Here is a 22,116-nt window from a genome sequence, read left to right as displayed (position 1 = left end):
GGGGGAGTAATCTCGGTCACATTATGGATCTGTCGTGGTGGTCGATCGAGGTCCGCGACGGGGAGTTCCCGGCGCGGCAGTGGCGTGACGCCCACAGCGCGGCCCTCATCGAGGCCGCGGTGACGCACGGGGCCCAGGACTGGGCCTGGCGATCCGAGGACTTCGGGGTCGTCTTCGAGATCGGCTTCGCCGACGCGTCCGACTGGCAGCGGTTCCGGCAGTTGCCGGCGGTCGTGGCGGCGCTGGATGCCGTGGCGCCCGATTCGCTCTACGTCTACCGCGGGCGGGGAGGCAACGCCGGGGCCGTGCAGCCGCGGCGGCCGGGGCCCGTGCCGGCGGCGGGGGCGGCCGCGTTGCCGATCGAGCCGGAGCCGCCGATCTTGGCTCGGCCGCCGTTCGAGTCGCCGGTGACGCCTACGGGCGAGGACCCGCTGCTGGTGGCGTGATTGCCGCTTTGGCGGAATATCGGAAATGTCCGGCTTGTGGTGGCGGCGGCGGCTCGGGAGTCGCGCAGACGGGCTGAAGTGGCCCTGCGGGGGCGCCGGAGTGAGCGGCCGCCGCAGTTGACTCGCGGACGCGGTCTCTGGGGGCGCTGGAGTGGGTCGCAGAGGTGGCGCGTGAAGGTGCCGCGGTGACTCGCCGAGGTGGTGCGTGAGGCGCTGGAGTGAGCTGCGGACGTGGCGTGTGAGGGCGTCGTGGTGAGTCGCGGACACGGCGTGTGAGAGCGCTGGAGTGAGCTGCGGAGGTGGCGTGTGAGGGCGCCGTGGTGAGTCGCGGCGCGGAGAGCCCGGTCCGCAATGAGCGAGCACCGAACTAGGCGGAGAAATGGCTCGGCGGGGCGGAAGGGAGTGGGCCGAGCAGGTGGCGAAGAGCGCTGCTCGCTGAGTCCTTGCCACCACGGAGGCCGGGATTCCTGGCGGGAGCGACGGTCCGCAGGTGACGCGGACCCGAGCAGGGAAGCTTTTAACCCGGCGCGAAATCCCGCTCCGGCGGTTAGGATCTTGCGCCGTGTATACGGGAACCGCGGTCTTCGACCTCCTTCTGCCCGGTGACTCGCGTTCGCTCAAGGCCAAGCGCTCCTACGTGCGGCCCCTGATCGCTCACCTGCGCAAGTTCGAGATCTCCGTCGCCGAGGTCGGCGCGCTCGATCTCACCGGGCGGGCCGAGATCGGCATCGCCGTCGTGGCCGCCGAGGCGGGGCACGTGCGGGAAGTGCTCGACACGTGCGAGCGGGCCGTCGCCGGGCGGCCCGAGTTTGAACTGCTCTCCGTGCGCCGTCGGTTGCACGGTGACGACGACGAGTAAACGTGGCTTCCGGACGCGGCTCCACGGGCGAGGCGCGGGTACTGTCAAGGCGTTGGTCAGATCTTCAGGTCCGGCGGGCCGGCCTTGGGGCCGGCCGGCGGGCCGTTTGGCTGCGGAGGTGTTCGAGATGACGGATCCGGCGAAGGTGCGGCGGCACGCGGAGCGCGTGCGAGAACTGGTCGCATCGGTGGTGCGGACGCAGATCAAGGACCCGCGGCTGGGCATGATCACGATCACCGACGCGCGGATCACGGCCGATCTGCGCGAGGCGACCGTGTTCTACACCGTGCTCGGCGACGCGGCCGCCCAGGCGGGCACCGCGGCCGCCCTGGAGAGCGCGAAGGGCCTGCTGCGCTCGACCGTCGGCAAGGCGCTCGGGCTGCGGCACTCGCCGAGCCTGGCGTTCGTGCACGACGACGTGTCCGACCAGGTCAAGCACATCGACGAGCTGCTGGCCAGCGCGCGCAGCGCCGACGCCGAGGTCCAGCGCCTCGCGGCCGGCGCGCACTACGCGGGCGACCCGCAGCCCTACAAGGTCGACGACGAGGCCGAGGCGGACGAGATGGACGCCGAGGACGAGGTCGTCGTGGGCCAGGACCGGCGGTGAACGCCGCGACGGCCGCCGTGCACCCGTCGCAGGATGCGTGGGCGGCGGCCGTCGCGGCGTTGCGCGGGCTGCCGCCCGGCGCGCGGGTGCTGCTCGCCTGCCATGTGAACCCCGACGGCGACGCGCTCGGCAGCATGCTCGGCGTCGCGCTCGGGCTGCGCTCGGTCGCGGGCGAGCTCGGCATCGGGCACCTCGCGGCCACGTTCCCCGGGCCGATGCGCCTTCCCGCGCCGTTCGACACGCTGCCCGGCACCGACCTGCTCGTCGCCGAGGAGGACGCCGACCCGGCGCCGGACGCGATGCTCGTGTTCGACGTGGCGAGCATCGAGCGGCTCGGCGGCCTGGCCGACCGGCTGCGCGCCGCGCCCGTCGGCATCGTGCTCGACCACCACGCCTCCAACCCGGGCTTCGGGCGGATCAATCTCGTGGACCCCGCGGCGGCCGCCACGTCGGTGCTCTCCGACGGGCTGCTCTCCCGCCTGGGCATATCGCTGGATCCCGCCATCGCCGAGTGCCTCTACGTGGCCCTGGCCACCGACACCGGCTCGTTCAAGTTCGCCTCCACCACCCCGGCCGTGCACGAGCTCGCGGCGCGGCTGATCGCGACCGGCATCGACGTCGGGGAGATCTCGCGGCGCCTGTTCGACACGCGGCCGATCGGGGCGCTGCGGCTCTTCGGCGTCGCCCTCGCCCGCACGGTCCTCGAGCCCGAGGCGGCGGGCGGGCTGGGGCTCGCGTGGACGTATCTCACCGTCGACGACCTCGCCGCCCACGACCAGCCGCCGCCGGCCGTCGAGGCGCTCATCGACACCGTGCGCACGGTCGCCGAGGCCGACGTCGCGTGCGTGGTCAAGCCGGTGCGCGCGGGGGAGTGGTCGGTCTCGTTGCGCAGCAAGGGCGCCGTCGACGTGAGCGCCGTGGCCGTGGCCCTGGGCGGCGGTGGGCACCGCTTCGCCGCCGGGTTCAGCGCGTCCGGGCGCGTCGAGGACGTGCTCGACGCCGTCCGCGGGCTGCTGCCGGCCCCGGCCGGGCTCAGGGTGAACTCCGGGAGAATCTCCGGGACATAACGGCTGGCCCGGACACATCCGTTGCGGTGACAATCGATACATGGACCGACCCGAGCTTGCCGCGGAGGTCGACCGGGCCTGGGCCCGGCCGGTAGTGCTGACACCCGTCTTCGCCCTCATCTCGCTCGTCGGGGGCGCCTCGCCGTCGTTCGGGCTGCGGGCCAACCTGCTCGTCCTCGCCACCGGCGGGGTGCTGTTCTGGCTCGGCATGTCGGCCGCGGTGCCGCGCCGGGCGTCGCCGGCCCGGCTGCCGCGCGGGGCGGCCTGGTGGCTGGTGCCGCTGCTGCTCTTCGGCATCGTCGAGGGCGCGACGTTCCTCAACGGGTCGCACTCGTACCCGACCCTCTCCCGCCTCGCCGACCCGGTGCTCGAGCACTACTGGGCCCGCGCGGCCGCCTACTTCGGCTGGCTGTGGGCGTTCTGGGCGATGGTGCGCCGGTGAGCGCCGGGCAGGTGCTCGTCGCGGCGCTGTTCACCGTGGCGCTCGGGCTCTTCGCGGCGGTCGAGATCGCCTCCCGGCGCGAGGGCTCGCGGGTGCCGGGCATCGGCGACGTGTGCGGGGTCGTCATGCGCTACCGCGTGGGTCCGCTGCCCGTCGGCCGCATCGCCATGTTCGGCTTCTGGTGGTGGCTCGGCTGGCATTTCCTGGCCCGCTGAGCTGGGAAATTGATCTTCCGTGACCGCGACACGCCGTTCCAGATCGCGGGATAACGTCGCACATACTGGACCTGAACGATAACTTAGGGATATGCGCACAGTACGAATTCTTCGCTGCCCGTCCCGGGCGCGCCGCTCCTAGGCGGCGGACCGGCGGCGGGTGACACGGCCCGATCAACTCTGCCGGAAGCGAGTCAATACGTGCGCAGCCACCACTGTCAGCAGGCCGACACCACCCACGTCGGTCTCCTTGGCGTGTGCGGCGCGTGTCCACCGGTGACCCCGGCGCGACCGAGTACGCACCGACCATCAGCACCATGCTCCAGAGGAGACCAGCGTCATGCCTGAGCAGCAGAAGCCCCAGCCGAAGCCGCAGGAGCCGGCCGCCGACACCCGCGAGCGCGCCCGCGCCGCGCTGCAGATGTCCATGGACCGCCGCGGCTGAGCACCCGATCCGACGCAAGCTCCGGGAAGCCGGGACGCCCTGTGCGACGTCAAGGTTTCCCGGAGGTTGTGCCGCCCGGTAACTGCCGAGAGCACTACCAGACCTTACGATGACCGGGTGACGGTCATTCAGGCTCCCACGATGCGCCGGGTGGCCGCGCTGGCCATCCCGGCGCTCGTGGTACTCGCCGCCGAACCCCTCTACGTCCTCGTGGACACCGCCGTCGTCGGCCATCTCGGGCGCACCCAGCTCGCCGGGCTGGCCATCGGCGGCTCCGTCATGTCGTTCGCGGTGTGGCTGGGCACCGTGCTCGCCTACGGCACCACCGGCCGCGCCGCCCGCCGCTTCGGGGCCGGGCAGCGCGCGGAGGCGGTGGAGGAGGGCGTCCAGGCCTCCTGGCTCGCGCTCGGCGGCGGCGTCGTCATCCTGCTCGTGCTCGAGGCCGCGGCCGGCCCGCTCACCCGCGTCCTCGCGGGCGGGACGGGCGAGGTCGCGTCCACCGCCGAGGGCTGGCTGCGCATCGCCGCGCTCGGCGCGCCCGGGCTCATGCTCGGCACCGCCGGCAACGGCTGGATGCGCGGCGTGCAGGACACCCGCCGCCCGCTCTACTACGTCCTCGCCGCCAACGCGCTCTCCGCCGCGCTGTGCCCGCTGCTGGTGTACCCGGCCGGCCTCGGCCTCACCGGCTCCGCCGTCGCCAACATCACCGCCCAGACCGTCGTCGGGCTGCTGTTCGTGCGGGCGCTCGTGTCCGAGCGCGTCGCGCTGCGCCCGCACCTCGCGGTCATCGGCCGCCAGCTCGCGCTCGGGCGCGACCTGCTGCTGCGCGGCGCCGCGTTCCAGGCGTGCTTCCTGTCCGCGTCCGCGGTCGCGGCCCGCTTCGGCGACGCCGCGCTCGCCGCGCACCAGATCGCCATCCAGTTGTTCTTCTTCACCGCCCTAGCCCTCGACGCGCTGGCCATCGCGGCCCAGTCGCTCGTCGGGGCCGCGCTCGGGGGCGATCGCGTCGCCGAGGCGCGCCACCTCGCCCGGCGGATCACGGTCGCCGGGCTCATCGCCGGCGCCGGGTTCGCCGTGCTCGTCGCGGCCGCGCTGCTCGCCGTGCGGCCGTGGTTCGGGGCCGACCCGGAGGTGTACGCCCAGGCCCGCCACGCCTGGTGGTTCTTCGTGGCGATGATGCCGGCCGCGGGCGTCGTGTTCGCCCTCGACGGGGTCTTCCTCGGCGCCGGGGACGTCGGCTACCTGCGCAACCTCACGCTCGTCAGCGCGCTGGGCGGGTTCCTGCCGGGGATCTGGCTGGCGTACCTGCTCGGCGCCGGCCTGCGCGGCGTGTGGGCGGCGCTCACGCTGTTCATCGCGCTGCGCCTCGCCGGGCTGCTGTGGCGGCTCGCGGGGGACCGCTGGGCGGTGGCCGGCGCCGTACGATGACGCCGTGCTGACCGAGGCGCAGGTCGAAGCCGTCGCCTACGTGCGCGGTCGCGGTGGCGGCCCGGCCCTCGGCATCGACGCGCCGATCACGATCAACTTCCACCCGGACCGCAGCGTCGGCGGCGGCACCGTCATCGGCGGCCTCCTCGCCGACGGGCGCTTCCGCAGCCAGTTCGAGACCGGCATCTCCAACGGCGGCCTGACCGCGTTCCCGGGCGGCGACCGCGACCGCTGGGAGGAGCGGATGTTCGGCGGCGCCTACCAACGGCCCGGCGTCCGCGCGCCCGACCGCCCGAAGTACGGCGCGCTCAACCTCCTGCACCACGACGACGGCGCCGCGCCCCGCTTCGGCTCGGCCCACCTGCGGCTGCGCCCGCACGTGCGGCAGTGGGCGACGTTCACCTTCGGCGACAGCGCCCGGCACCCGACCGAGGCCGGGACCGCGGACACGTTCGGCGCCGTGCTCGCCGCGCTGCACGCCCACCACGGCGCGGACGCGCTGAGCCGGCCGCGGCCGGGCGGGCCGGGGCGCGCGCTGGACGACTACGTCGAGGCCCAGATCCACGGCCCCGTGCGCCTGGCCGACGACGTCGAGGCGCTGGTGCTGGACAGCTGTTTCAAGGACTCCGGATGCGGTACCGCCGAAGCCTCGGCCGAGCTCACCGCGCGCTACGGGCTGGCGGTCGAGTGGCGCCCCGGATTCCGTCTCGCCCCGGCCGACATCCCGGCCGAGTTCCGCGGGCCCGAGATCCCGGTGCTCGCCCGCTCGCTGTGCGCGCACTACGGGGTGCCGATCGTGGACCCGGCGCTCATCGGGGCCGCCGCCCGCGACCCGGGGCCCTGGGGCTCCCCGCCCGAGGTACTGCAGTCGCTCAAGTACTTGTGGCACTGCCTCGTGCAGTTCGGCTGACCGTTAGGGTGTCGCGCATGGCTCAGAAGGCGGCGACCCCGGGCGGCCTTGTCGTCGTCGACAAGCCCGGCGGCATGACCTCGCACGACGTCGTGTCGCGCATGCGCCGCATCGCGCGGACGCGGCGGGTCGGGCACGGCGGCACCCTCGACCCGATGGCCACCGGCGTGCTCATCGTGGGCGTGGAGAAGGCGACGCGGCTGCTCACGTACGTGATCGGGAGCACGAAGGAGTACACGGCCACGATCCGCCTCGGCGAGTCCACGGTCACCGACGACGCCGAGGGCGAGGTCGTCGCGCGCACGGACGCCTCGACGGTCACCGACGCGGACCTCGACACCGCCCTGGCCCCGCTGCGAGGCGACATTCTGCAGGTCCCGAGCGCCGTGTCGGCCATCAAGGTCGGCGGCGTGCGCTCCTACCACCGCGTCCGCTCCGGCGAGGAGGTCGCGCTCGCCGCCCGCCCCGTGACCGTCTCCCGCCTCGACGCGCTCGCCGTGCGCCGCGTGGGCGCGCACGTGGACCTCGACGTGGACGTGGCCTGCTCGTCGGGCACGTACATCCGCGCCCTCGCGCGCGACCTGGGCGCGGCCCTCGGCGTGGGCGGGCACCTGACGGCGCTGCGGCGCACCGCGGTGGGCGCCTTCACGCTGGCCGAGGCCGCGACCCTGGACGAGCTCGCCGCGCTCGAGGACCCCGTGACCATGCCGCTGCCCGCCGCCGCGGACCGCTGCTTCCCGCGCCGCGACGCCTCGCCGGACGAGGCCCGGGTGCTGTCGCACGGCGGGCCGCTCGCGCCGATCGGGATCGCGGAGCCCTACGCGGTCTTCGCCCCGGACGGCACCGTGCTCGCGATCGTCCAGGAGCGCGACGGCAAGGCCCGCCCGGAGATCGTGCTGGTGCCCTAGCGGGCCGCGGCGAAATGTCGGGCGCTGGCGCGCCACGACATTTCGGATTTATACCCCGCCGGGTCATAAGACATGATCTAGTGCGACCCGCCGCGCCGCCGGGAAGGGCGGCGGGGCGGCCAAGTAGGCTCAGCGGCATGCAGCGGTGGCGGGGGACCCAGGCGGCGCCCGGGGGATGGGGTCGCGCGGTCACGACGATCGGGGTCTTCGACGGCGTCCACCGCGGCCACCAGCAGATCATCGGCCACGCCGTGAAGCGGGCCGGCGAGCTCGGCGTGCGTTCGGTCGTCGTCACGTTCGACCCGCACCCGGCCGAGGTCGTGCGCCCCGGCTCGCACCCGGCGGTGCTGACCGAGCCCGCGCGCAAGGCGGAGCTCATCGAGGCGCTCGGCGTCGACGTGCTGTGCGTGATCCCGTTCACGGCGGAGTATTCGCGGCTGGAGCCGGAGGAGTTCGTCCACGACGCGCTCGTCGAGCACCTGCACACGGCCCTGGTCGTGGTCGGCGAGAACTTCCGCTTCGGCCACCGGCAGGCCGGCGACGTGGAGCTGCTCACGCGGCTCGGGCGCACGTTCGGGTTCGCGGTCGAGGGAGCGCCGCTCGTCGCGGACGAGGGGACGGTGTTCTCCTCGACGTACATCCGAAGCTGCGTCGACGCGGGTGACGTCGTGGCGGCGGCGCGCGCGCTCGGACGGCCGCACCGGCTCGAGGGTGTCGTGGTGCGGGGTGACCAGCGGGGTCGTGAGCTGGGCTTTCCCACCGCCAACCTGCTCGTCCCGGCCCGCTCGGCGGTGCCCGCGGACGGCATCTACGCGGCGTGGCTCAACCGGGACCGCGACGGTGCCCGGCTGCCGGCGGCGGTGTCGATCGGCACCAACCCGACCTTCTCCGGCAAGGAGCGGCGCGTCGAGGCGTTCGTGCTCGACTTCGAGGGTGACCTCTACGGCGAGCGGGTGAGCCTCGACTTCGCCGACCGCCTGCGCGAGCAGCGCGTCTACCAGGGCATCGAGCCGCTCATCGCGCAGATCGCGGAGGACGTCGAGCAGACTCGCGACGTGCTGCGCAACGGTCCGATGCGGGCGTGAACCGGCCGGTCTGTTAGCCTTGGATTGACGCCGGGTGACCGGCGGGGGTCAGGCTGCCTGCACGACGCCGCGGGAGCCGGCCGACGAATCCACGGCAAAGGGAGATCATGGCGCTCGACTCTGCGCAGAAGACCGAGATCATGGGCAAGTACGCGACCGCCGAGGGCGACACCGGTTCGCCGGAGGTCCAGGTGGCGATGCTGACCAAGCGGATCGCGGACCTCACTGAGCACCTCAAGCAGCACAAGCACGACCACCACAGCCGCCGCGGCCTGCTCCTGCTGGTCGGCCGGCGCCGCCGCCTGCTGAACTACCTGCAGCGCAGCGACATCGCCCGCTACCGCTCGCTGATCGAGCGGCTCGGCCTGCGGCGATAACGACTCGCAAACGGGGGAGTGGCGGAGATCCGCCGCTCCCCCGTCGAGTAGTGACACACTGAAATGGCAGCGCCCCGCCGAGCGGGTCGGCGCACCGGTCCTCGGTAGTGGCTTCCGGGTGAAGGACTCACCCCGTGAGCTTCGATCGAAGACCGGCCGCAGACAGCTCCGCCGAGGGCGAACCAACGACCCAAAAGGGAGCTACACCACACATGACCGAGCAGAGCACTCTCGGTACCCACAGCAGCAAGGCCGTCATCGACAACGGCTCGTTCGGCACCCGGGAGATCACCTTCTCCACCGGGCGCCTCGCCCGTCAGGCGGCCGGCTCGGCCCTGGCCCAGCTCGGCGAGACCGTCGTGATGTCCGCGACGACCGCCGGCAAGCAGCCCAAGGACCAGTTCGACTTCTTCCCGCTCACGGTGGACGTCGAGGAGCGCATGTACGCGGCCGGGCGCATCCCCGGCTCCTTCTTCCGCCGCGAGGGCCGGCCCAGCGAGGACGCGATCCTCACCTGCCGGCTCATCGACCGCCCGCTGCGCCCGTCCTTCGTCAAGGGCCTGCGCAACGAGGTCCAGGTCGTCGAGACCGTTCTCGCGCTCGACCCGGCCCACCCGTACGACGTCGTGGCGATCAACGCCGCCTCGCTGTCGACCAAGCTCTCGGGCCTGCCGTTCTCCGGCCCGATCGGCGCGACCCGCATGGCCCACATCGACGGGCAGTGGGTGGCGTTCCCGACCGTCGAGGAGCTCGGCCGGGCCACCTTCGACATGGTCGTGGCCGGCCGGGTCCTGCCCGACGGCGACGTCGCGATCATGATGGTCGAGGCCGAGGCCACCGAGCACACCGTCGCCCTCGTCGCCGGTGGCGCGCCCGCGCCGACCGAGGAGGTCGTCGCCGGCGGTCTCGAGGCGTCCAAGCCCGCGATCCGCGAGCTGTGCCGGGCCCAGGCCGAGCTGGCCGACGTGGCCGCGAAGCCGGTGCAGGAGTTCCCGACCTTCCTCGACTACCAGCCCGACGCCTACGAGGCCGTCGCCGGCGCGGTGAAGGACGAGGTCGCCGAGGCCCTGCGCATCGCCGGCAAGGCGGAGCGCGAGGAGGCCCTCGACCGGGTCAAGGAGGCCGCCTTCGAGCGCGTCGCCGGCCAGCTCGAGGGGCGCGAGAAGGAGATCGGCGCCGCGCTGCGCTCGCTGACCAAGAACGAGGTCCGCGCCCGCGTGCTGCGCGAGCAGGTCCGCATCGACGGCCGCGGCCCGCGCGACATCCGGCCGCTGACCGCCGAGGTGCAGGTCCTGCCCCGCGTGCACGGCTCGGCGCTGTTCGAGCGCGGCGAGACGCAGATCCTGGGCGTCACCACGCTGAACATGCTGCGCATGGAGCAGACGCTGGACACCCTGGCGCCGGAGAAGTCCAAGCGCTACATGCACAACTACAACTTCCCGCCGTACAGCACCGGTGAGACCGGCCGCGTGGGCGCCCCGAAGCGTCGCGAGATCGGCCACGGCGCGCTCGCCGAGCGGGCCCTGATCCCGGTCCTGCCGACGCGCGAGGAGTTCCCGTACGCGATCCGGCAGGTCTCCGAGGCGCTGGGCTCCAACGGCTCGACCAGCATGGGCTCGGTCTGCGCCTCCACCATGGCGCTGCTGTCGGCCGGCGTGCCGCTCAAGGCGCCGGTCGCGGGCATCGCGATGGGCCTGATCTCCGACGAGGTCGACGGCAAGACGTCGTACGTCACGCTGACCGACATCCTCGGCGCCGAGGACGCGTTCGGCGACATGGACTTCAAGGTCGCCGGCACCCGTGAGTTCGTCACCGCGCTGCAGCTGGACACCAAGCTCGACGGCATCCCGTCGGACGTGCTGGCCGGCGCCCTGCAGCAGGCCCACGACGCGCGGCACGTCATCCTCGACGTGATGGCCGAGGCGATCGAGTCGCCGGCGGGCATGAGCCAGTACGCGCCGCGGGTCACCACGGTGCGCATCCCGGTCGACAAGATCGGCATGGTGATCGGTCCCAAGGGCCAGACCATCAACGCGATCCAGGACGAGACCGGCGCCGAGATCAGCATCGAGGACGACGGCACGATCTACGTCGGCGCGACCGACGGCCCGTCGGCCGAGGCCGCGGTCGAGCGGATCAACGCGATCGCCAACCCGACCATGCCGAAGGTCGGCGACAAGTTCCTCGGCACCGTGGTGAAGACGGCCGCGTTCGGCGCGTTCATCTCGCTGCTGCCCGGCCGTGACGGCCTGCTGCACATCTCCAAGGTGGGCAACGGCAAGCGCGTCGAGAAGGTCGAGGACTTCCTCAACGTCGGCGACAAGGTCGAGGTGCAGATCGCGGACATCGACAACCGCGGCAAGATCTACCTCGACAAGGTGCTGGCCGAGGGCGAGCAGCCGCCGGCGCCGGCCGAGGGCGGCGAGCGCCCGGCCCGCAGCGGCGGCGACCGTGGCGACCGCGGTGACCGTGGTCCGCGGCGCGACCGTGGCGACCGGGCTCCCCGCCAGTCCGCCGAGGGTGGCGAGGGCGGTGCCCCGGCCGGCGAAGAAGGCGGCGAGGGCGGCGAGTTCCGTCGTCGGCGCAGCCGGCGCGACTGACCTATGGCGAGTCGAGCAACGACCCAGACGTTGTCCGACGACCCGCTGGGCGGCACGGTACGCCGTACCGTGCTGCCCAACGGGCTGCGGATCCTGACCGAGTCGATTCCCGCGATGCGGAGCGTCTCGTTCGGGGTCTGGGTCGGCATCGGCTCGCGGGACGAGACGCCCACGCTGTCGGGCGTCTCGCACTTCCTCGAGCACCTGCTGTTCAAGGGCACCAAGCGGCGCACCGCGCTGGACATCTCCGCGCAGATCGAGGCGGTCGGCGGGGAGACCAACGCGTTCACCGCGAAGGAGTACACGTGCTACTACGCGCGGGTGCTCGACGCGGACCTGCCGCTGGCCATCGACGTCGTCTGTGACCTCGTGACCGACTCGGTGCTGACCGAGGCGGACGTCGAGGTCGAGCGTGGGGTGATCCTCGAGGAGATCGCCATGCACGACGACGAGCCCGGCGACGAGGTGCACGACGTCTTCACCGAGGCCGTGTACGGCACGCACCCGCTCGGCCGCCAGATCTCCGGCACCGTGGCGAGCATCTCGGCGTTGACGCGCAAGCAGATCGACGGCTTCTACCGCCGCCGGTACCGCCCCGAGACCATGGTCATCGCCGCCGCGGGCAACCTCGACCACGCCAAGGTGGTCCGGGCCGTCCGCGCGGCGTTCGACCGGGCGGGCTGGGGCGACGCGGCCGTGCCCGCGCCCCGGCGCTCGCGCACCGCCAAGGTGCCGACCCGCTCCGGGCAGATCGTCGTGCGCAACAAGGACACCGAGCAGGCGCACCTGGTGCTGGGCTGCTCGGGCTACCCGCGCCAGCACGAGGACCGCTGGGCGCTCGGCGCGCTCAACAACGTGCTCGGCGGCGGCATGTCGAGCCGGCTGTTCCAGGTGATCCGGGAACAGCGCGGCCTCGCCTACTCGGTGTACTCCTTCACGTCGCAGTACAGCGACGCCGGGCTTTTCGGCGTGTACGCCGGGTGCGCGCCCGGCAAGGTGGAGGAGGTCCTCGCCATCACCCGCGAGGAGCTCACCCGGATCGCGGCCGAGGGCCTCACCGACGCCGAGGTCGAGCGGGGCAAGGGCATGCTCAAGGGCGCCGTGGTGCTCGGGCTCGAGGACACCGGCTCCCGCATGAGCCGGTTGGGCAAGGGCGAGCTGCTGTACGACGAGCTGCTCTCCGTCGACGAGGTGCTGCGCCGCGTCGACGAGGTCACCCCCGAGCAGGTCCGCAAGGTCACCGAGGAGCTGCTGGCGCGCCCGATGTCGCTGGCCGTCATCGGTGACTTCGAGCAAGGGGCGTTCGCGGACGCCCTGAGCTGACCCGCTAGTTTGGTCGCGTGACTGAGATGATCCGGGTCGGGGTGCTGGGTGCGCGGGGCCGCATGGGCACCGAGGTGGTCAACGCTGTCAGCGGCGCCGACGACATGGTCCTCGTGGCCGCGGCCGACGCGGGCGACGTGCTCGAGGACGTGCGGGGCGTCCAGGTGATGGTGGACTTCACCACGCCCGACGCCGTGTTCGCCAACATCGACTTCTGCCTCGAGCACGGCATCAGCATGGTGATCGGCACCTCCGGGTTCACCGCCGAGCGGATCGAGCTCGTGCGGGACAAGGTCGCCGCCCACCCGGAGCTCGGGGTGGTGATCGCGCCGAACTTCGCCATCGGGGCGGTGCTGCTGATGGAGTTCGCCGCCAAGGCCGCCCGGCACTTCGAGTCGGTCGAGATCGTCGAGATGCACCACCCCAAGAAGATCGACGCCCCGAGCGGCACCGCCCTGCGCACCGCGCAGATCATCGCCGAGGCGCGCGCCGAGGCCGGCCTGGGGCCGGTCCCCGACGCGACCAAGGAGGAGATGGCCGGCGCCCGCGGCAGCGACGTTGAGGGCGTTCGCGTGCACGCGCTGCGCGCCACCGGCCTGGTCGCCCACCAGGAGGTGCTCTTCGGCACCGCGGGGGAGACCCTGACCCTGCGGCACGACTCCTACGATCGGGTCTCGTTCATGCCGGGTGTACTGCTGGCGGTGCGCTCCGTCATCACCCGCCCGGGCCTCACGGTCGGGCTCGGCGAGCTGCTCGGCTGATCGTCCACATCCTGGGAACGGCGGGCCTCCATTGGGCCGCAACACCGTCACGCGCCGATAACGGGCGGTTCCTCGAGTGACGTGTGCCACCGTACCTGCGGCACCAGCAGATCATCGATGTCCAGCGAGCGCCCGACCCCGTCGGGCGCCCAGCCGGCCCCTTCGAGAAATCGACGCGTAACACCGTCGTCAGCGAACGTCCACGCAAGCGCTGTCGTGAATCCGTCAGACCGCCACAAATCCACACTTGCCGCCAGCAAACGGCTGCCGTGGCCGCGGCGCCCCCAACGGGGCTCGACCAGCACGTCCGTGATCGCCGCGGCGGACGCAAATGCCTTGTCAAGGACGGTGTGATCTTCGTCCGGGGCGAGCACGCTGTCGTCTGCCGGACCTGACGCGGCAAAACCCACGACGTATGCTGACTCTGGCGTGGAGCCGGGCGAATCGACCTGTTCCACCGCCACGAGCACCCGGTGCTTCGGACTCGGCGGCTCCGCGATTGCGTCTCGCCACCTGCGGGTAATCCAGTCCTCGTCCAGACGGTCGAGGATGTGTTTGGGCAGCAGTCGCCGATACGCGACCCGCCAGGTCGAGAGTTGGACACGCGCGATCTCGACGACGTCGTCGAGCCGCGCCGGACGGACGAACCCGAGCGTCATGAAGCAGCAGCCTACGGATTTTGTGTGAAGCACGACTCGGCGGGGTAGCGCCCGCACGTCACAGTTCGGCCTGCGAGACCGTTGGGTCTTCTGTGACGGGACTCTGAGGCTTTGATGGCAGTCTCGGCCTAGTTGGATGTCGGCAGCGGTGAGCAGGAGGGCAGATCAGGTGGCGGAGCGGGGACGGGACGCCGAAGCGAGCGCCGTCCGGCCCAGGCTGCGGCCCGGCGTCCGGAAGGCGCTCATCGTGGTGGCCGTCTGGGCCGTCGTGTGGGGCTTCCTTGTGGTGGCCGCGGCGCACAACGGGTTCTTCGACCTCAAGGTCTACTACGGCGCGATGGACTACTGGGTCAACCGCGGCGGAGACATCTACGACTACCTGACGCCCGGCACGCCGTACGGCTTCACGTATCCGCCGTTCGCCGCCGCGCTCATGACGCCGATGTCGCTGATCAGCTGGAACACCGCCATCGCGATCAGCGTGACCATGAACGTGGTGGCCATGCTCGCGATCTTCACCTGGCTGCTCGGCCCGGTGTTCAAGCGGCAGGGCTGGTCGTACTGGTACGCGATGGGCATCGCCATGGCGCTCGCCGCGGCCTTCGAGCCGGTGCGCGAGACCGTGAACTTCGGCCAGGTCAACATCCTCGTGCTGTTCCTCGTGGTCGCCGACGTGATGCTGCTGGTGCGCAACGGGCACAAGCTCGGCGGCATCGGCATCGGCCTGGCCACCGCGATCAAGCTCACCCCGGGCGTCTTCATCGTCTACCTGGTGATCACCCGCCGCTGGCGCGCCGCCGCCGTCTCGGCCGCGACCGCCACGGCCGCGACCTGGCTCGCGGCGACGTTCGCCCCCGACGCCTCCCGCGTCTTCTGGACCGACGCGGTGTGGAACACCGACCGCGTGGGCTCGCCGACGTTCGTGTCGAACCAGGCGCTCACCGGCCTCGTCGGGCGGATCTTCAACCCGGAGCCGATGAAGCCGCTGTGGCTGCTGCTCGTGCTGATCACGCTCGCGGTCTGGTACTGGCGCGCCCGCCGCGCCGTCAAGCACCGCGACGAGGTCGCTGGGCTGGCGCTGACCGGGCTCGTGGGGTGCATGGTCAGCCCGATCACCTGGATTCACCACCTCGTGTGGACGATCCCCGCGATCGTGGTGCTCTTCGACTACGCGACCGACCGCTCCCTCGACCCCCGGCGCCGGCGCAACCTCGCGATCCTCTTCGGGTTCTCGTTCGCGCTGCTGTGCAGCCGCACGCCGTGGGCCTTCCACGCGAAGTTCGACGGGCTCGGCCTGATCGGCAGCAACGCGTACATCCTGCTGATGATCGGCCTCCTGTTCGGCCTGCCGATCCGGGAGCCCGCGGACACCGGGGCGAGCCAGCGGCCTTCGGGCGAGCCGGGGGAGGCGGGCGGCCCGAGCGTCGAGGACGTGCCCGATCCCGATCTCGTGGAGATCGACCGCAAGGTCACCGAGGCGTTTCACGCGCGGGAGGAGCCGCGGCGGCCGTTGGTCGGCGCTTGACCGCTGCTCTGCTCTGCTCGGCCTGGCGACTCCCTGCTGCTGCGGGGGCGCCGGGCCGCTCTGTTTGGCTCTAGGTCGGGCGCTCTGCTTGGCGCTGCTTCCGCACTCCGCGCCGCGCTGCTTCCCTTGTGAGCCGCGCTGTTCCGCGCTCCGCTCGGCGCCGCGCTGCTCGCCGGGCCGTTCGACGGTGCTGGCCGCGCCGGCCGTGCTGCGCGCCAAGCCGCGCCGGGCCGAGCCAAGCCGCGCCGGGCCGCGTTGGGCCGGCCGTGCCGCGCTGGTCTGCGCTGGTCTGCGTGCCACGTCGGGCCGCGTTGGGCCGGGCCGTGCTGCGCTGGGCCGTGCTGCGCTGGTCTGCGTGCCGCGCCGGGCCGCTCTCGGATGCGCACTGCGGTGCTTTTCGATAAGTCGGGCGCTCCGCGCCACGACTTATCGGATTTATACCCCGACAGGCGAAATGCCGGAATCCAAATTCTGTCGTACCCTCGCGCTAGCCTCCTTGGCGATGAGCGAGTACCTGACGCTGACCCAGGCCCGCCGGATCGCCCTCGCCGCCTCGGGCTTCGCCGACCGGGTGCCCGGGGCCGTCCCCGAGCGCCGCCACCTTCGCCGCGTGCTGGAGCGCACGGGGCTGCTGCAGATCGACTCGGTCAACATCGTCCAGCGCGCGCATTACCTGCCCGCCTACAGCCGCCTCGGCCCCTACGACCCGGCGCTCCTGGACCGGCTGGCCTATCGCCGGCCGCGGGAGCTGTTCGAGTACTGGGCGCATGAGGCCTCCCTCGTGCCCGTCCGGCTCCAGCCGATGCTGCGCTGGCGCATGCGCTCCGGTGCCGCCTGGGGCCGCATGCAGCGCATCGCCCGCGAGCAGCCCGAACTCGTCCGCTGGGTGCTCGAGGAGATCCGCGCCAAGGGGCCGATCAGCGCCGCCGAGGTCGAGGGCGACCTGGTGCAGCCGCGGCGCAAGGACCACTGGGGCTGGAACTGGTCCGACACCAAGACCGCGATCGAGTGGCTCTTCTACACCGGCGAGGTGAGCGTCGCCCGCCGCAACTCCGCCTTCGCCCGCGTCTACGACGTGCCGGAGCGCATCCTGCCGCCCGAGATCGTGAACGCACCCACGCCGAGTGATGAGGAGTCGTACCGGGAGTTGGTCCGCGTCGCCGCCCGCGGCCTGGGCGTGGCCGCCGAGCCGGAGCTGCGCGACTACTTCCGGCTCCCGCTGGCCGGGGCCCGCCAGGCGATCGCCGACCTGGTGGAGGCGGGCGAGCTCGTGCCCGTCGAGGTCGAGGGCTGGACGCCGCGCGCCTACCTGCACGCCGAGGCCCGCGCCCCGCGCCGCATCACCGCCGCGACCCTGGTGAGCCCCTTCGACCCGCTGATGTGGGAGCGCGCCCGGGTCGAGCGCCTGTTCGGGTTCAACTATCGCATCGAGATCTACGTGCCTCCGCTGCAGCGGTTGTACGGGTACTACGTCCTGCCCTTCCTCCTCGGCGACCGCCTGGTGGCCCGCGTCGACCTCAAGGCGGACCGCAAGGCCGGCGTGCTGCAGGTCCCGGCGGCGTGGATCGAGCCCCTGAAGGGCCGCGGCGCGCCGGCTCCGGGCGAGGTCGCCGAGGCGCTGGCGGCGGAGCTGCGGCGGTTCGCGGGCTGGCTGGGCCTGTCGGAGGTGGACCTGCCCCAGCGCGGCGACTTCGCCGAGCCCCTGGCCAAGGCGTTGTCCTCGTCGCTGCCCTAGGCCCCACCGCTTCGGCCTTGGCCACGGGCTCGCTTCGCGCCTTCGGGCCGGGCGCTTGTGCCTCGGCCGTGGGTTGGCTCCGCGTGTGGGTCGTGCGCTCGGGCTTCGGCTACGACGGTTACGCCCCGCGCTTTCGGGCCCGGCCGTGAGCTCGTCTGTGTGGGCGGAGGCGCCTCTTGTGGCTGCGGCGGCCAGGTCTCCTCGCGGCCGCGGCGGGTCCGTCGTACCCCGGGCACGTTGGAGCCGCGAAGAGCCCGGGTTGTCGTCCTTCGGATTGATCTCACGGGACTTCCGGATGGTCGATGGCTGGCCGGGCCGGTGTAGCTTGGTTTTGTGACGTCACCGATCTCGGCCCCCGTGCCCGGGTCACTCGAGGGAGTGCTGCCCGACGTGCCCGAGCTGGGCGCGCCCACCACGCCCACGAGCGTGTCGCTGCCGCCGGTGTACCACTATGCCTACCAGCCCCCCAAGGGCCGCTTCCAGCGCCTGATCGAGCGCCTGCCGGCCTGGGCCGGCCCGGCCGGGGTGGGCGCACTGATCTCGGGCGGCGTGGCGTACACGCTGCTCATGAAGCCCACGAGCGCCGGCGCCTCCGACCCGCCGACGTGCCTGGTCAAGCTGCTGACCGGCTTCGACTGCCCGGGCTGCGGCGGGACCCGTGCCGCGTGGTACATGCTGCACGGCGACATCCCCGCGGCCGCCCACCACCACGCCATGCTGGTCTTCGCCGCCCCGTTCCTGGCGTACCTCTACGTGGCCTGGACCGTGAACAAGCTGAACCTGCGCTTCAAGCTGCCCATGCTGCGCATCTCGAACGGCGCGCTGATCGGCTTCCTGGTTGCCTGGCTGGTCTTCAGCATCCTGCGCAACCTGCCGTGGGCCCCGTTCACCTACTTCTTCGTCTAGCCACCCCGCGCGCCCGTCGCGGCCCGGCCACGTGAGCGCGCTTCGTCCGATGACCCCGTGCGAGAGGGGCCAGGCGCCGCTGGATGCGTTCGCGCGATCGGCCTGAGCCTTCCGCGACTTCGCCGCCGCCTGGCTGGGACAACGCGCCGCCCCGCGCCCGCGCGCCTCGCCCCCGCGCCCGCGCGCCTCGCCCCCGCGCCTCGCCCCCGCGCCCGCGCGCCTCGCCCCCGCGCCTCGCCCCCGCGCCCGCGCGCCCCGCCCCCGCGCCCGCGCGCCTCCGCCCGCGCGGCCGTCCGCGAGGGTGCCGTGTCCGCGTCCGTGTGCGGTGGCGCGTGGGTGTGATCGACGACTCCGCGCTCGGCAGGGCTTGACAGCCGAAATCGTCAGGGCTAGTACGCTCTGCAAATGCTCTCCGTCAAAGCCATCGCCTGGACGCACTTCGAGCCGCCCTCCGAGGTGCCCTGGGAAACCGACGCCGAAGGCGGGGAGGCGCTCGCCGAGTTCGCCGGCCGCGCGTGCTACCAGTCGTGGAGCAAGCCGAACCCTGCGACGGCCACGAACGCCGGGTACCTCAAGCACATCCTCGAGGTCGGCCACCTGAGCGTGCTCGAGCACGGCACCGTGACGTTCTACCTGACCGGCGTCTCGCGGTCGTTCACGCACGAGCTCGTGCGGCACCGGCACTTCTCCTACTCGCAGCTGTCCCAGCGGTACGTGCCCGGGCGCGAGCAGGTCATGGTCGAGCCGGCCGTGATCGCCGAGGACCCCGCGTTGCACAAGACGTTCGTCGAGGCGGGTGAGGCGGCGCTCAAGGCGTACAACGAGCTGCTCGAAGGGCTCGAGGCCAAGTTCGCCGACGTCGAGAACAAGACCTCGCGGCGCAAGCAGGCGCGGCAGGCGGCGCGGGCGGTGCTGCCGAACGCGGCCGAGACGCGGATCGTGGTGACCGGGAACTACCGGGCCTGGCGGCACTTCGTGACCATGCGCGCGAGCGAGGGCGCCGACGTGGAGATCCGCGAGGTGGCGGTCGCCTGCCTGCGGGAACTGCAGCGGGTCGCGCCCAGCGTGTTCGGGGATTTCACGATCAGCGAGCTCGCCGACGGCACCGAGGTGGCGTCGCCGCAGTACACCTGGGAATCTTGAGAAATGCTCCGCTTGGGCTTCCGCTAGGTTGTGCGTATGACACGCACCGGTTCCGTCCCCGGCCGGCCGTTCGGCCGGTTGCTCAGCGCGATGGTCACGCCGTTCGGGCCTGACGGTTCGCTCGACGTCGACGGCGCCGCTCGGCTCGCCGCCTACCTGGTCGACGAGCAGGAGCACGACGGCCTGGTGGTCAACGGCACGACCGGCGAGTCGGCCACCACGAGCGACGCGGAGAAGGACCGGGTGCTCCGCGCGGTCGTGGAGGCCGTCGGCGACCGGGCGCACGTGATCGCCGGCGTCGGTACCAACGACACCGCACACTCCGCCGAGCTCGCCCGGGCCGCCGAGAAGGCCGGCGCCGACGGGCTGCTCGTGGTGACGCCGTACTACAACAAGCCGCCCCAGGCCGGCCTCGTGCACCATTTCCGGGCCGTCGCCGACGCGGCGGATCTGCCGGTCATGCTGTACGACATCCCCGGTCGCTCCGGTGTGGCGATCGAGACCGAGACGATGTGCAAGCTCGCCGAGCACGAGCGCATCGTCGCGGTGAAGGACGCCAAGGGCGACCTCGGCGAGACCGCCTGGGTGATCAAGCGGACCGGCCTGGCGTACTACTCCGGCGAGGACAAGCTCACCCTGCCGCTGCTCTCGGTCGGGGCGGTCGGCGTGGTGGGCGTCCCCACGCACGTCTTCGGGCCGCAGACCAAGGCCATGATCACGGCGTACGAGGCGGGCGACGTCGCGCGGGCGCGGGACCTGCACCTGCAGCTGCTGCCGGCGTTCTGCGGATTCTTCCGCACCCAGGGTGTCATCCTGACCAAGGCGGCCCTGACGCTGCTCGGCCTGCCCGCCGGGCCGGTCCGCCCGCCTCTCGTGGGCGCGAATGCGGCGGAACTCGGCCGTTTGCGGGAAGATTGCGCGGAGGCGGGCCGCACCATCGGCTCGGCCGACCAGATGGCGCACCACAACGACCTCGGAGTGGCCTTATGACGGTGGCGCACGTCGAGCTCGATCCGCCACCCCCTCCGGGGCCCGGCACGCTGCGGGTGACCCCGCTGGGCGGCCTTGGCGCGATCGGCCGCAACATGACGCTGCTGGAGTTCGACGGCAAGCTGCTTGTCATCGACTGCGGCGTGCTGTTTCCCGACGTGGAGCAGCCCGGCGTCGATCTCATCCTGCCCGACTTCTCCTCGATCCTCGACCGCCTGGACCAGGTTCAGGCGATCGTGCTCACGCACGGGCACGAGGACCACATCGGCGCGGTGCCGTACCTGCTCGCCCACAAGCCCGACATCCCGCTCGTCGGCTCGAAGTTCACGCTCGCCCTGGTCGAGGCCAAGCTGGCCGAGCGGCGCATCGAGCCCTACTCGCTGACCGTCCGCGAGGGGCAGGTCGAGCGCCTGGGGCCGTTCGAGTGTGAGTTCTTCGCGGTCAACCACTCGATCCCGGACGCGCTCGCGGTGGCCGTGACCACCGGCGCCGGCACGGTGCTGCACACCGGCGACTTCAAGATGGACCAGCTGCCCCTCGACGGGCGGATCACCGACCTGGCCGGGTTCGCGCGGCTCGGCGCCGAGGGCGTCGACCTGCTGCTGTCGGACTCGACCAACGCCGAGATCCCCGGGTTCGTGAACCCGGAGCGCGAGATCGGCCCGGTGCTGGAGCGGATCTTCGGCCGCGCGACCGGGCGCATCATCGTCGCCTCGTTCGCCTCCCACGTGCACCGGGTGCAGCAGGTCTTCGACGCCGCGCACGCGCACGGGCGCAAGGTGGCCCTCATCGGCCGCTCGATGGTGCGCAACATGGGCATCGCCCGCGACCTGGGCCTGCTGCGCATCCCGCACGGGCTGGTCGTCGCGATCGACGAGGCGATGAGCCTGCCGCCCGATCGGGTGGTGCTCATGTCGACCGGGTCGCAGGGCGAGCCGATGAGCGCGCTGGGCCGCATGGCCAACGGCGACCACCGGCACATCGTCATCGGCGAGGGCGACACCGTGGTGCTCGCGTCGTCGCTGGTCCCCGGGAACGAGACCGCGGTGTACCGCGTGATCAACCAGCTCTCGCGAGCCGGCGCGATCGTGGTGCACAAGGACGTCGCCAAGGTGCACGTCTCCGGGCACGCGCCCGCGGGCGAGCTGCTGTACCTGCTCAACGTCGTGAAGCCGCGCAACTTCATGCCGGTGCACGGCGAGTGGCGGCACCTGCGGGCGCACGCGCAGCTGGCCCGAGAGGCCGGCGTGCCCGACGAGCGCGTCGTGCTCTGCGAGGACGGTGACGTGGTCGACCTCGTCGATGGCGAGGCGCGCCTCGTGGGCCACATCCGTTCGCGGTACGTCTACGTCGACGGCCTCGCCATCGGCGACGTGGGGGAGTCGCTGCTGACCGAGCGGCGTATCCTGGGCGACGGCGGGTTCATCGCGGCCACGGTCGTGATCGACTCCGTCACCGGCAAGGTGGTGGCCGGTCCGACGGTCTCGGCGAAGGGCTTCTCCGACGACCCGGCGGTCTTCAACGCCGTGCTGCCGCTGGTCACCGAGGCCCTCAACAGGGCGGCGACCGACGGCATCACCGACCCGCACCAGCTGCAGCAGATCGTGCGGCGCACGGTCGGCCGCTGGGTCAACGAGGCGTACCGGCGCCGCCCGATGATCGTGCCGACGGTGGTCGAGGTCTGA

General features: G+C 72.3%; 21 protein-coding genes. 20 read left to right on the top strand and 1 reads right to left on the bottom strand.

Annotation, left to right across the window (positions count from 1 at the left end; genetic code table 11):
• Positions 1 to 23: 23 nt before the first annotated feature.
• The 14 genes from AC6JBM_RS36010 (at position 24) to dapB (ending at position 13,473) form a co-directional block, all read left to right on the top strand.
• Complete coding sequence (locus AC6JBM_RS36010; RefSeq protein ID WP_497978408.1) at positions 24 to 446, top strand: hypothetical protein; 423 nt, start codon at positions 24 to 26, stop codon at positions 444 to 446.
• A gap of 562 nt (positions 447 to 1,008) precedes the next feature.
• Entirely contained in the window at positions 1,009 to 1,305 is a 297-nt protein-coding gene (locus AC6JBM_RS36005) for a DUF503 domain-containing protein (RefSeq protein WP_350620954.1), read from the top strand.
• Between the two features lie 127 nt (positions 1,306 to 1,432).
• Positions 1,433 to 1,912: a 30S ribosome-binding factor RbfA gene (gene rbfA / locus AC6JBM_RS36000; RefSeq protein ID WP_497978407.1), complete on the top strand. Its 480-nt coding sequence runs from the start codon at positions 1,433 to 1,435 to the stop codon at positions 1,910 to 1,912.
• Positions 1,909 to 2,979, top strand: a complete 1,071-nt coding sequence (locus AC6JBM_RS35995; RefSeq protein ID WP_497978406.1) for a DHH family phosphoesterase — start codon at positions 1,909 to 1,911, stop codon at positions 2,977 to 2,979. The genes rbfA and AC6JBM_RS35995 overlap by 4 nt, the downstream gene beginning before the upstream one ends.
• 40 nt (positions 2,980 to 3,019) lie before the next feature.
• On the top strand, positions 3,020 to 3,421 hold the full coding sequence (locus AC6JBM_RS35990) for a hypothetical protein (protein ID WP_350620948.1): 402 nt from the start codon (positions 3,020 to 3,022) through the stop codon (positions 3,419 to 3,421).
• An 11-nt stretch (positions 3,422 to 3,432) separates the two neighbouring features.
• Positions 3,433 to 3,636 (top strand): DUF6186 family protein, encoded by a 204-nt coding sequence (locus AC6JBM_RS35985; RefSeq protein ID WP_350621146.1) that lies wholly within the window; start codon positions 3,433 to 3,435, stop codon positions 3,634 to 3,636.
• A 586-nt stretch (positions 3,637 to 4,222) separates the two neighbouring features.
• Positions 4,223 to 5,509: an MATE family efflux transporter gene (locus AC6JBM_RS35980; RefSeq protein ID WP_497986586.1), complete on the top strand. Its 1,287-nt coding sequence runs from the start codon at positions 4,223 to 4,225 to the stop codon at positions 5,507 to 5,509.
• A 4-nt stretch (positions 5,510 to 5,513) separates the two neighbouring features.
• Positions 5,514 to 6,419, top strand: coding sequence for a DUF3626 domain-containing protein (locus tag AC6JBM_RS35975; protein WP_497978405.1), 906 nt, complete (start codon positions 5,514 to 5,516; stop codon positions 6,417 to 6,419).
• A gap of 17 nt (positions 6,420 to 6,436) precedes the next feature.
• Complete coding sequence (gene truB, locus AC6JBM_RS35970; RefSeq protein ID WP_497978404.1) at positions 6,437 to 7,327, top strand: tRNA pseudouridine(55) synthase TruB; 891 nt, start codon at positions 6,437 to 6,439, stop codon at positions 7,325 to 7,327.
• 137 nt (positions 7,328 to 7,464) lie between these two features.
• Positions 7,465 to 8,412: a bifunctional riboflavin kinase/FAD synthetase gene (locus AC6JBM_RS35965; RefSeq protein WP_497978403.1), complete on the top strand. Its 948-nt coding sequence runs from the start codon at positions 7,465 to 7,467 to the stop codon at positions 8,410 to 8,412.
• 107 nt (positions 8,413 to 8,519) lie between these two features.
• The gene (gene rpsO / locus AC6JBM_RS35960) at positions 8,520 to 8,789 is read left to right on the top strand and encodes a 30S ribosomal protein S15 (RefSeq protein ID WP_350620940.1); all 270 of its coding nucleotides are present in this window, start codon (positions 8,520 to 8,522) and stop codon (positions 8,787 to 8,789) included.
• Between the two features lie 212 nt (positions 8,790 to 9,001).
• Positions 9,002 to 11,389, top strand: a complete 2,388-nt coding sequence (locus AC6JBM_RS35955) for a polyribonucleotide nucleotidyltransferase (protein ID WP_497978402.1) — start codon at positions 9,002 to 9,004, stop codon at positions 11,387 to 11,389.
• 3 nt (positions 11,390 to 11,392) lie between these two features.
• Positions 11,393 to 12,712 (top strand): M16 family metallopeptidase, encoded by a 1,320-nt coding sequence (locus AC6JBM_RS35950; protein WP_497978401.1) that lies wholly within the window; start codon positions 11,393 to 11,395, stop codon positions 12,710 to 12,712.
• Between the two features lie 26 nt (positions 12,713 to 12,738).
• Positions 12,739 to 13,473, top strand: a complete 735-nt coding sequence (gene dapB / locus AC6JBM_RS35945; RefSeq protein WP_350621142.1) for a 4-hydroxy-tetrahydrodipicolinate reductase — start codon at positions 12,739 to 12,741, stop codon at positions 13,471 to 13,473.
• 47 nt (positions 13,474 to 13,520) lie between these two features.
• Here dapB and AC6JBM_RS35940 read toward each other — a convergent pair whose 3' ends face one another.
• On the bottom strand, positions 13,521 to 14,132 hold the full coding sequence (locus AC6JBM_RS35940) for a GNAT family N-acetyltransferase (protein WP_497978400.1): 612 nt from the start codon (positions 14,130 to 14,132) through the stop codon (positions 13,521 to 13,523).
• A gap of 169 nt (positions 14,133 to 14,301) precedes the next feature.
• Between AC6JBM_RS35940 and AC6JBM_RS35935 the strand changes: the two genes are divergently transcribed.
• From AC6JBM_RS35935 to AC6JBM_RS35910, 6 genes are all read left to right on the top strand, one after another.
• Positions 14,302 to 15,657 carry a glycosyltransferase family 87 protein gene (locus AC6JBM_RS35935; protein WP_497978399.1) on the top strand — a complete coding sequence of 452 codons (1,356 nt, stop codon included), beginning with the start codon at positions 14,302 to 14,304 and terminating at the stop codon, positions 15,655 to 15,657.
• 496 nt (positions 15,658 to 16,153) lie between these two features.
• Positions 16,154 to 17,392, top strand: a complete 1,239-nt coding sequence (locus AC6JBM_RS35930) for a winged helix-turn-helix domain-containing protein (RefSeq protein WP_497978398.1) — start codon at positions 16,154 to 16,156, stop codon at positions 17,390 to 17,392.
• 333 nt (positions 17,393 to 17,725) lie between these two features.
• On the top strand, positions 17,726 to 18,298 hold the full coding sequence (locus AC6JBM_RS35925) for a DUF2752 domain-containing protein (protein WP_497978397.1): 573 nt from the start codon (positions 17,726 to 17,728) through the stop codon (positions 18,296 to 18,298).
• A 405-nt stretch (positions 18,299 to 18,703) separates the two neighbouring features.
• Positions 18,704 to 19,441: an FAD-dependent thymidylate synthase gene (gene thyX / locus AC6JBM_RS35920; protein WP_497978396.1), complete on the top strand. Its 738-nt coding sequence runs from the start codon at positions 18,704 to 18,706 to the stop codon at positions 19,439 to 19,441.
• 36 nt (positions 19,442 to 19,477) lie between these two features.
• Positions 19,478 to 20,431 (top strand): 4-hydroxy-tetrahydrodipicolinate synthase, encoded by a 954-nt coding sequence (dapA, locus tag AC6JBM_RS35915; RefSeq protein ID WP_497978395.1) that lies wholly within the window; start codon positions 19,478 to 19,480, stop codon positions 20,429 to 20,431.
• Entirely contained in the window at positions 20,428 to 22,116 is a 1,689-nt protein-coding gene (locus AC6JBM_RS35910; RefSeq protein WP_497978394.1) for a ribonuclease J, read from the top strand. The genes dapA and AC6JBM_RS35910 overlap by 4 nt, the downstream gene beginning before the upstream one ends.

This window comes from Dactylosporangium thailandense (genome assembly GCF_059739745.1).
This window is presented reverse-complemented; position numbering and strand designations above follow the sequence as displayed.

Excerpts from the sequence above, each read along its gene's own strand:
- dapA (WP_497978395.1), top strand. The coding sequence starts at position 19,478 with ATGACACGCACCGGTTCCGTCCCCGGCCGGCCGTTCGGCCGGTTGCTC.
- AC6JBM_RS36010 (WP_497978408.1), top strand. The coding sequence starts at position 24 with ATGGATCTGTCGTGGTGGTCGATCGAGGTCCGCGACGGGGAGTTCCCG.
- thyX (WP_497978396.1), top strand. The coding sequence starts at position 18,704 with ATGCTCTCCGTCAAAGCCATCGCCTGGACGCACTTCGAGCCGCCCTCC.
- rpsO (WP_350620940.1), top strand. The coding sequence starts at position 8,520 with ATGGCGCTCGACTCTGCGCAGAAGACCGAGATCATGGGCAAGTACGCG.
- AC6JBM_RS35940 (WP_497978400.1), bottom strand. The coding sequence starts at position 14,132 with ATGACGCTCGGGTTCGTCCGTCCGGCGCGGCTCGACGACGTCGTCGAG.
- rbfA (WP_497978407.1), top strand. The coding sequence starts at position 1,433 with ATGACGGATCCGGCGAAGGTGCGGCGGCACGCGGAGCGCGTGCGAGAA.
- AC6JBM_RS35980 (WP_497986586.1), top strand. The coding sequence starts at position 4,223 with ATGCGCCGGGTGGCCGCGCTGGCCATCCCGGCGCTCGTGGTACTCGCC.
- truB (WP_497978404.1), top strand. The coding sequence starts at position 6,437 with ATGGCTCAGAAGGCGGCGACCCCGGGCGGCCTTGTCGTCGTCGACAAG.
- AC6JBM_RS35965 (WP_497978403.1), top strand. The coding sequence starts at position 7,465 with ATGCAGCGGTGGCGGGGGACCCAGGCGGCGCCCGGGGGATGGGGTCGC.
- AC6JBM_RS35910 (WP_497978394.1), top strand. The coding sequence starts at position 20,428 with ATGACGGTGGCGCACGTCGAGCTCGATCCGCCACCCCCTCCGGGGCCC.
- AC6JBM_RS35990 (WP_350620948.1), top strand. The coding sequence starts at position 3,020 with ATGGACCGACCCGAGCTTGCCGCGGAGGTCGACCGGGCCTGGGCCCGG.
- dapB (WP_350621142.1), top strand. The coding sequence starts at position 12,739 with ATGATCCGGGTCGGGGTGCTGGGTGCGCGGGGCCGCATGGGCACCGAG.
- AC6JBM_RS35955 (WP_497978402.1), top strand. The coding sequence starts at position 9,002 with ATGACCGAGCAGAGCACTCTCGGTACCCACAGCAGCAAGGCCGTCATC.
- AC6JBM_RS35950 (WP_497978401.1), top strand. The coding sequence starts at position 11,393 with ATGGCGAGTCGAGCAACGACCCAGACGTTGTCCGACGACCCGCTGGGC.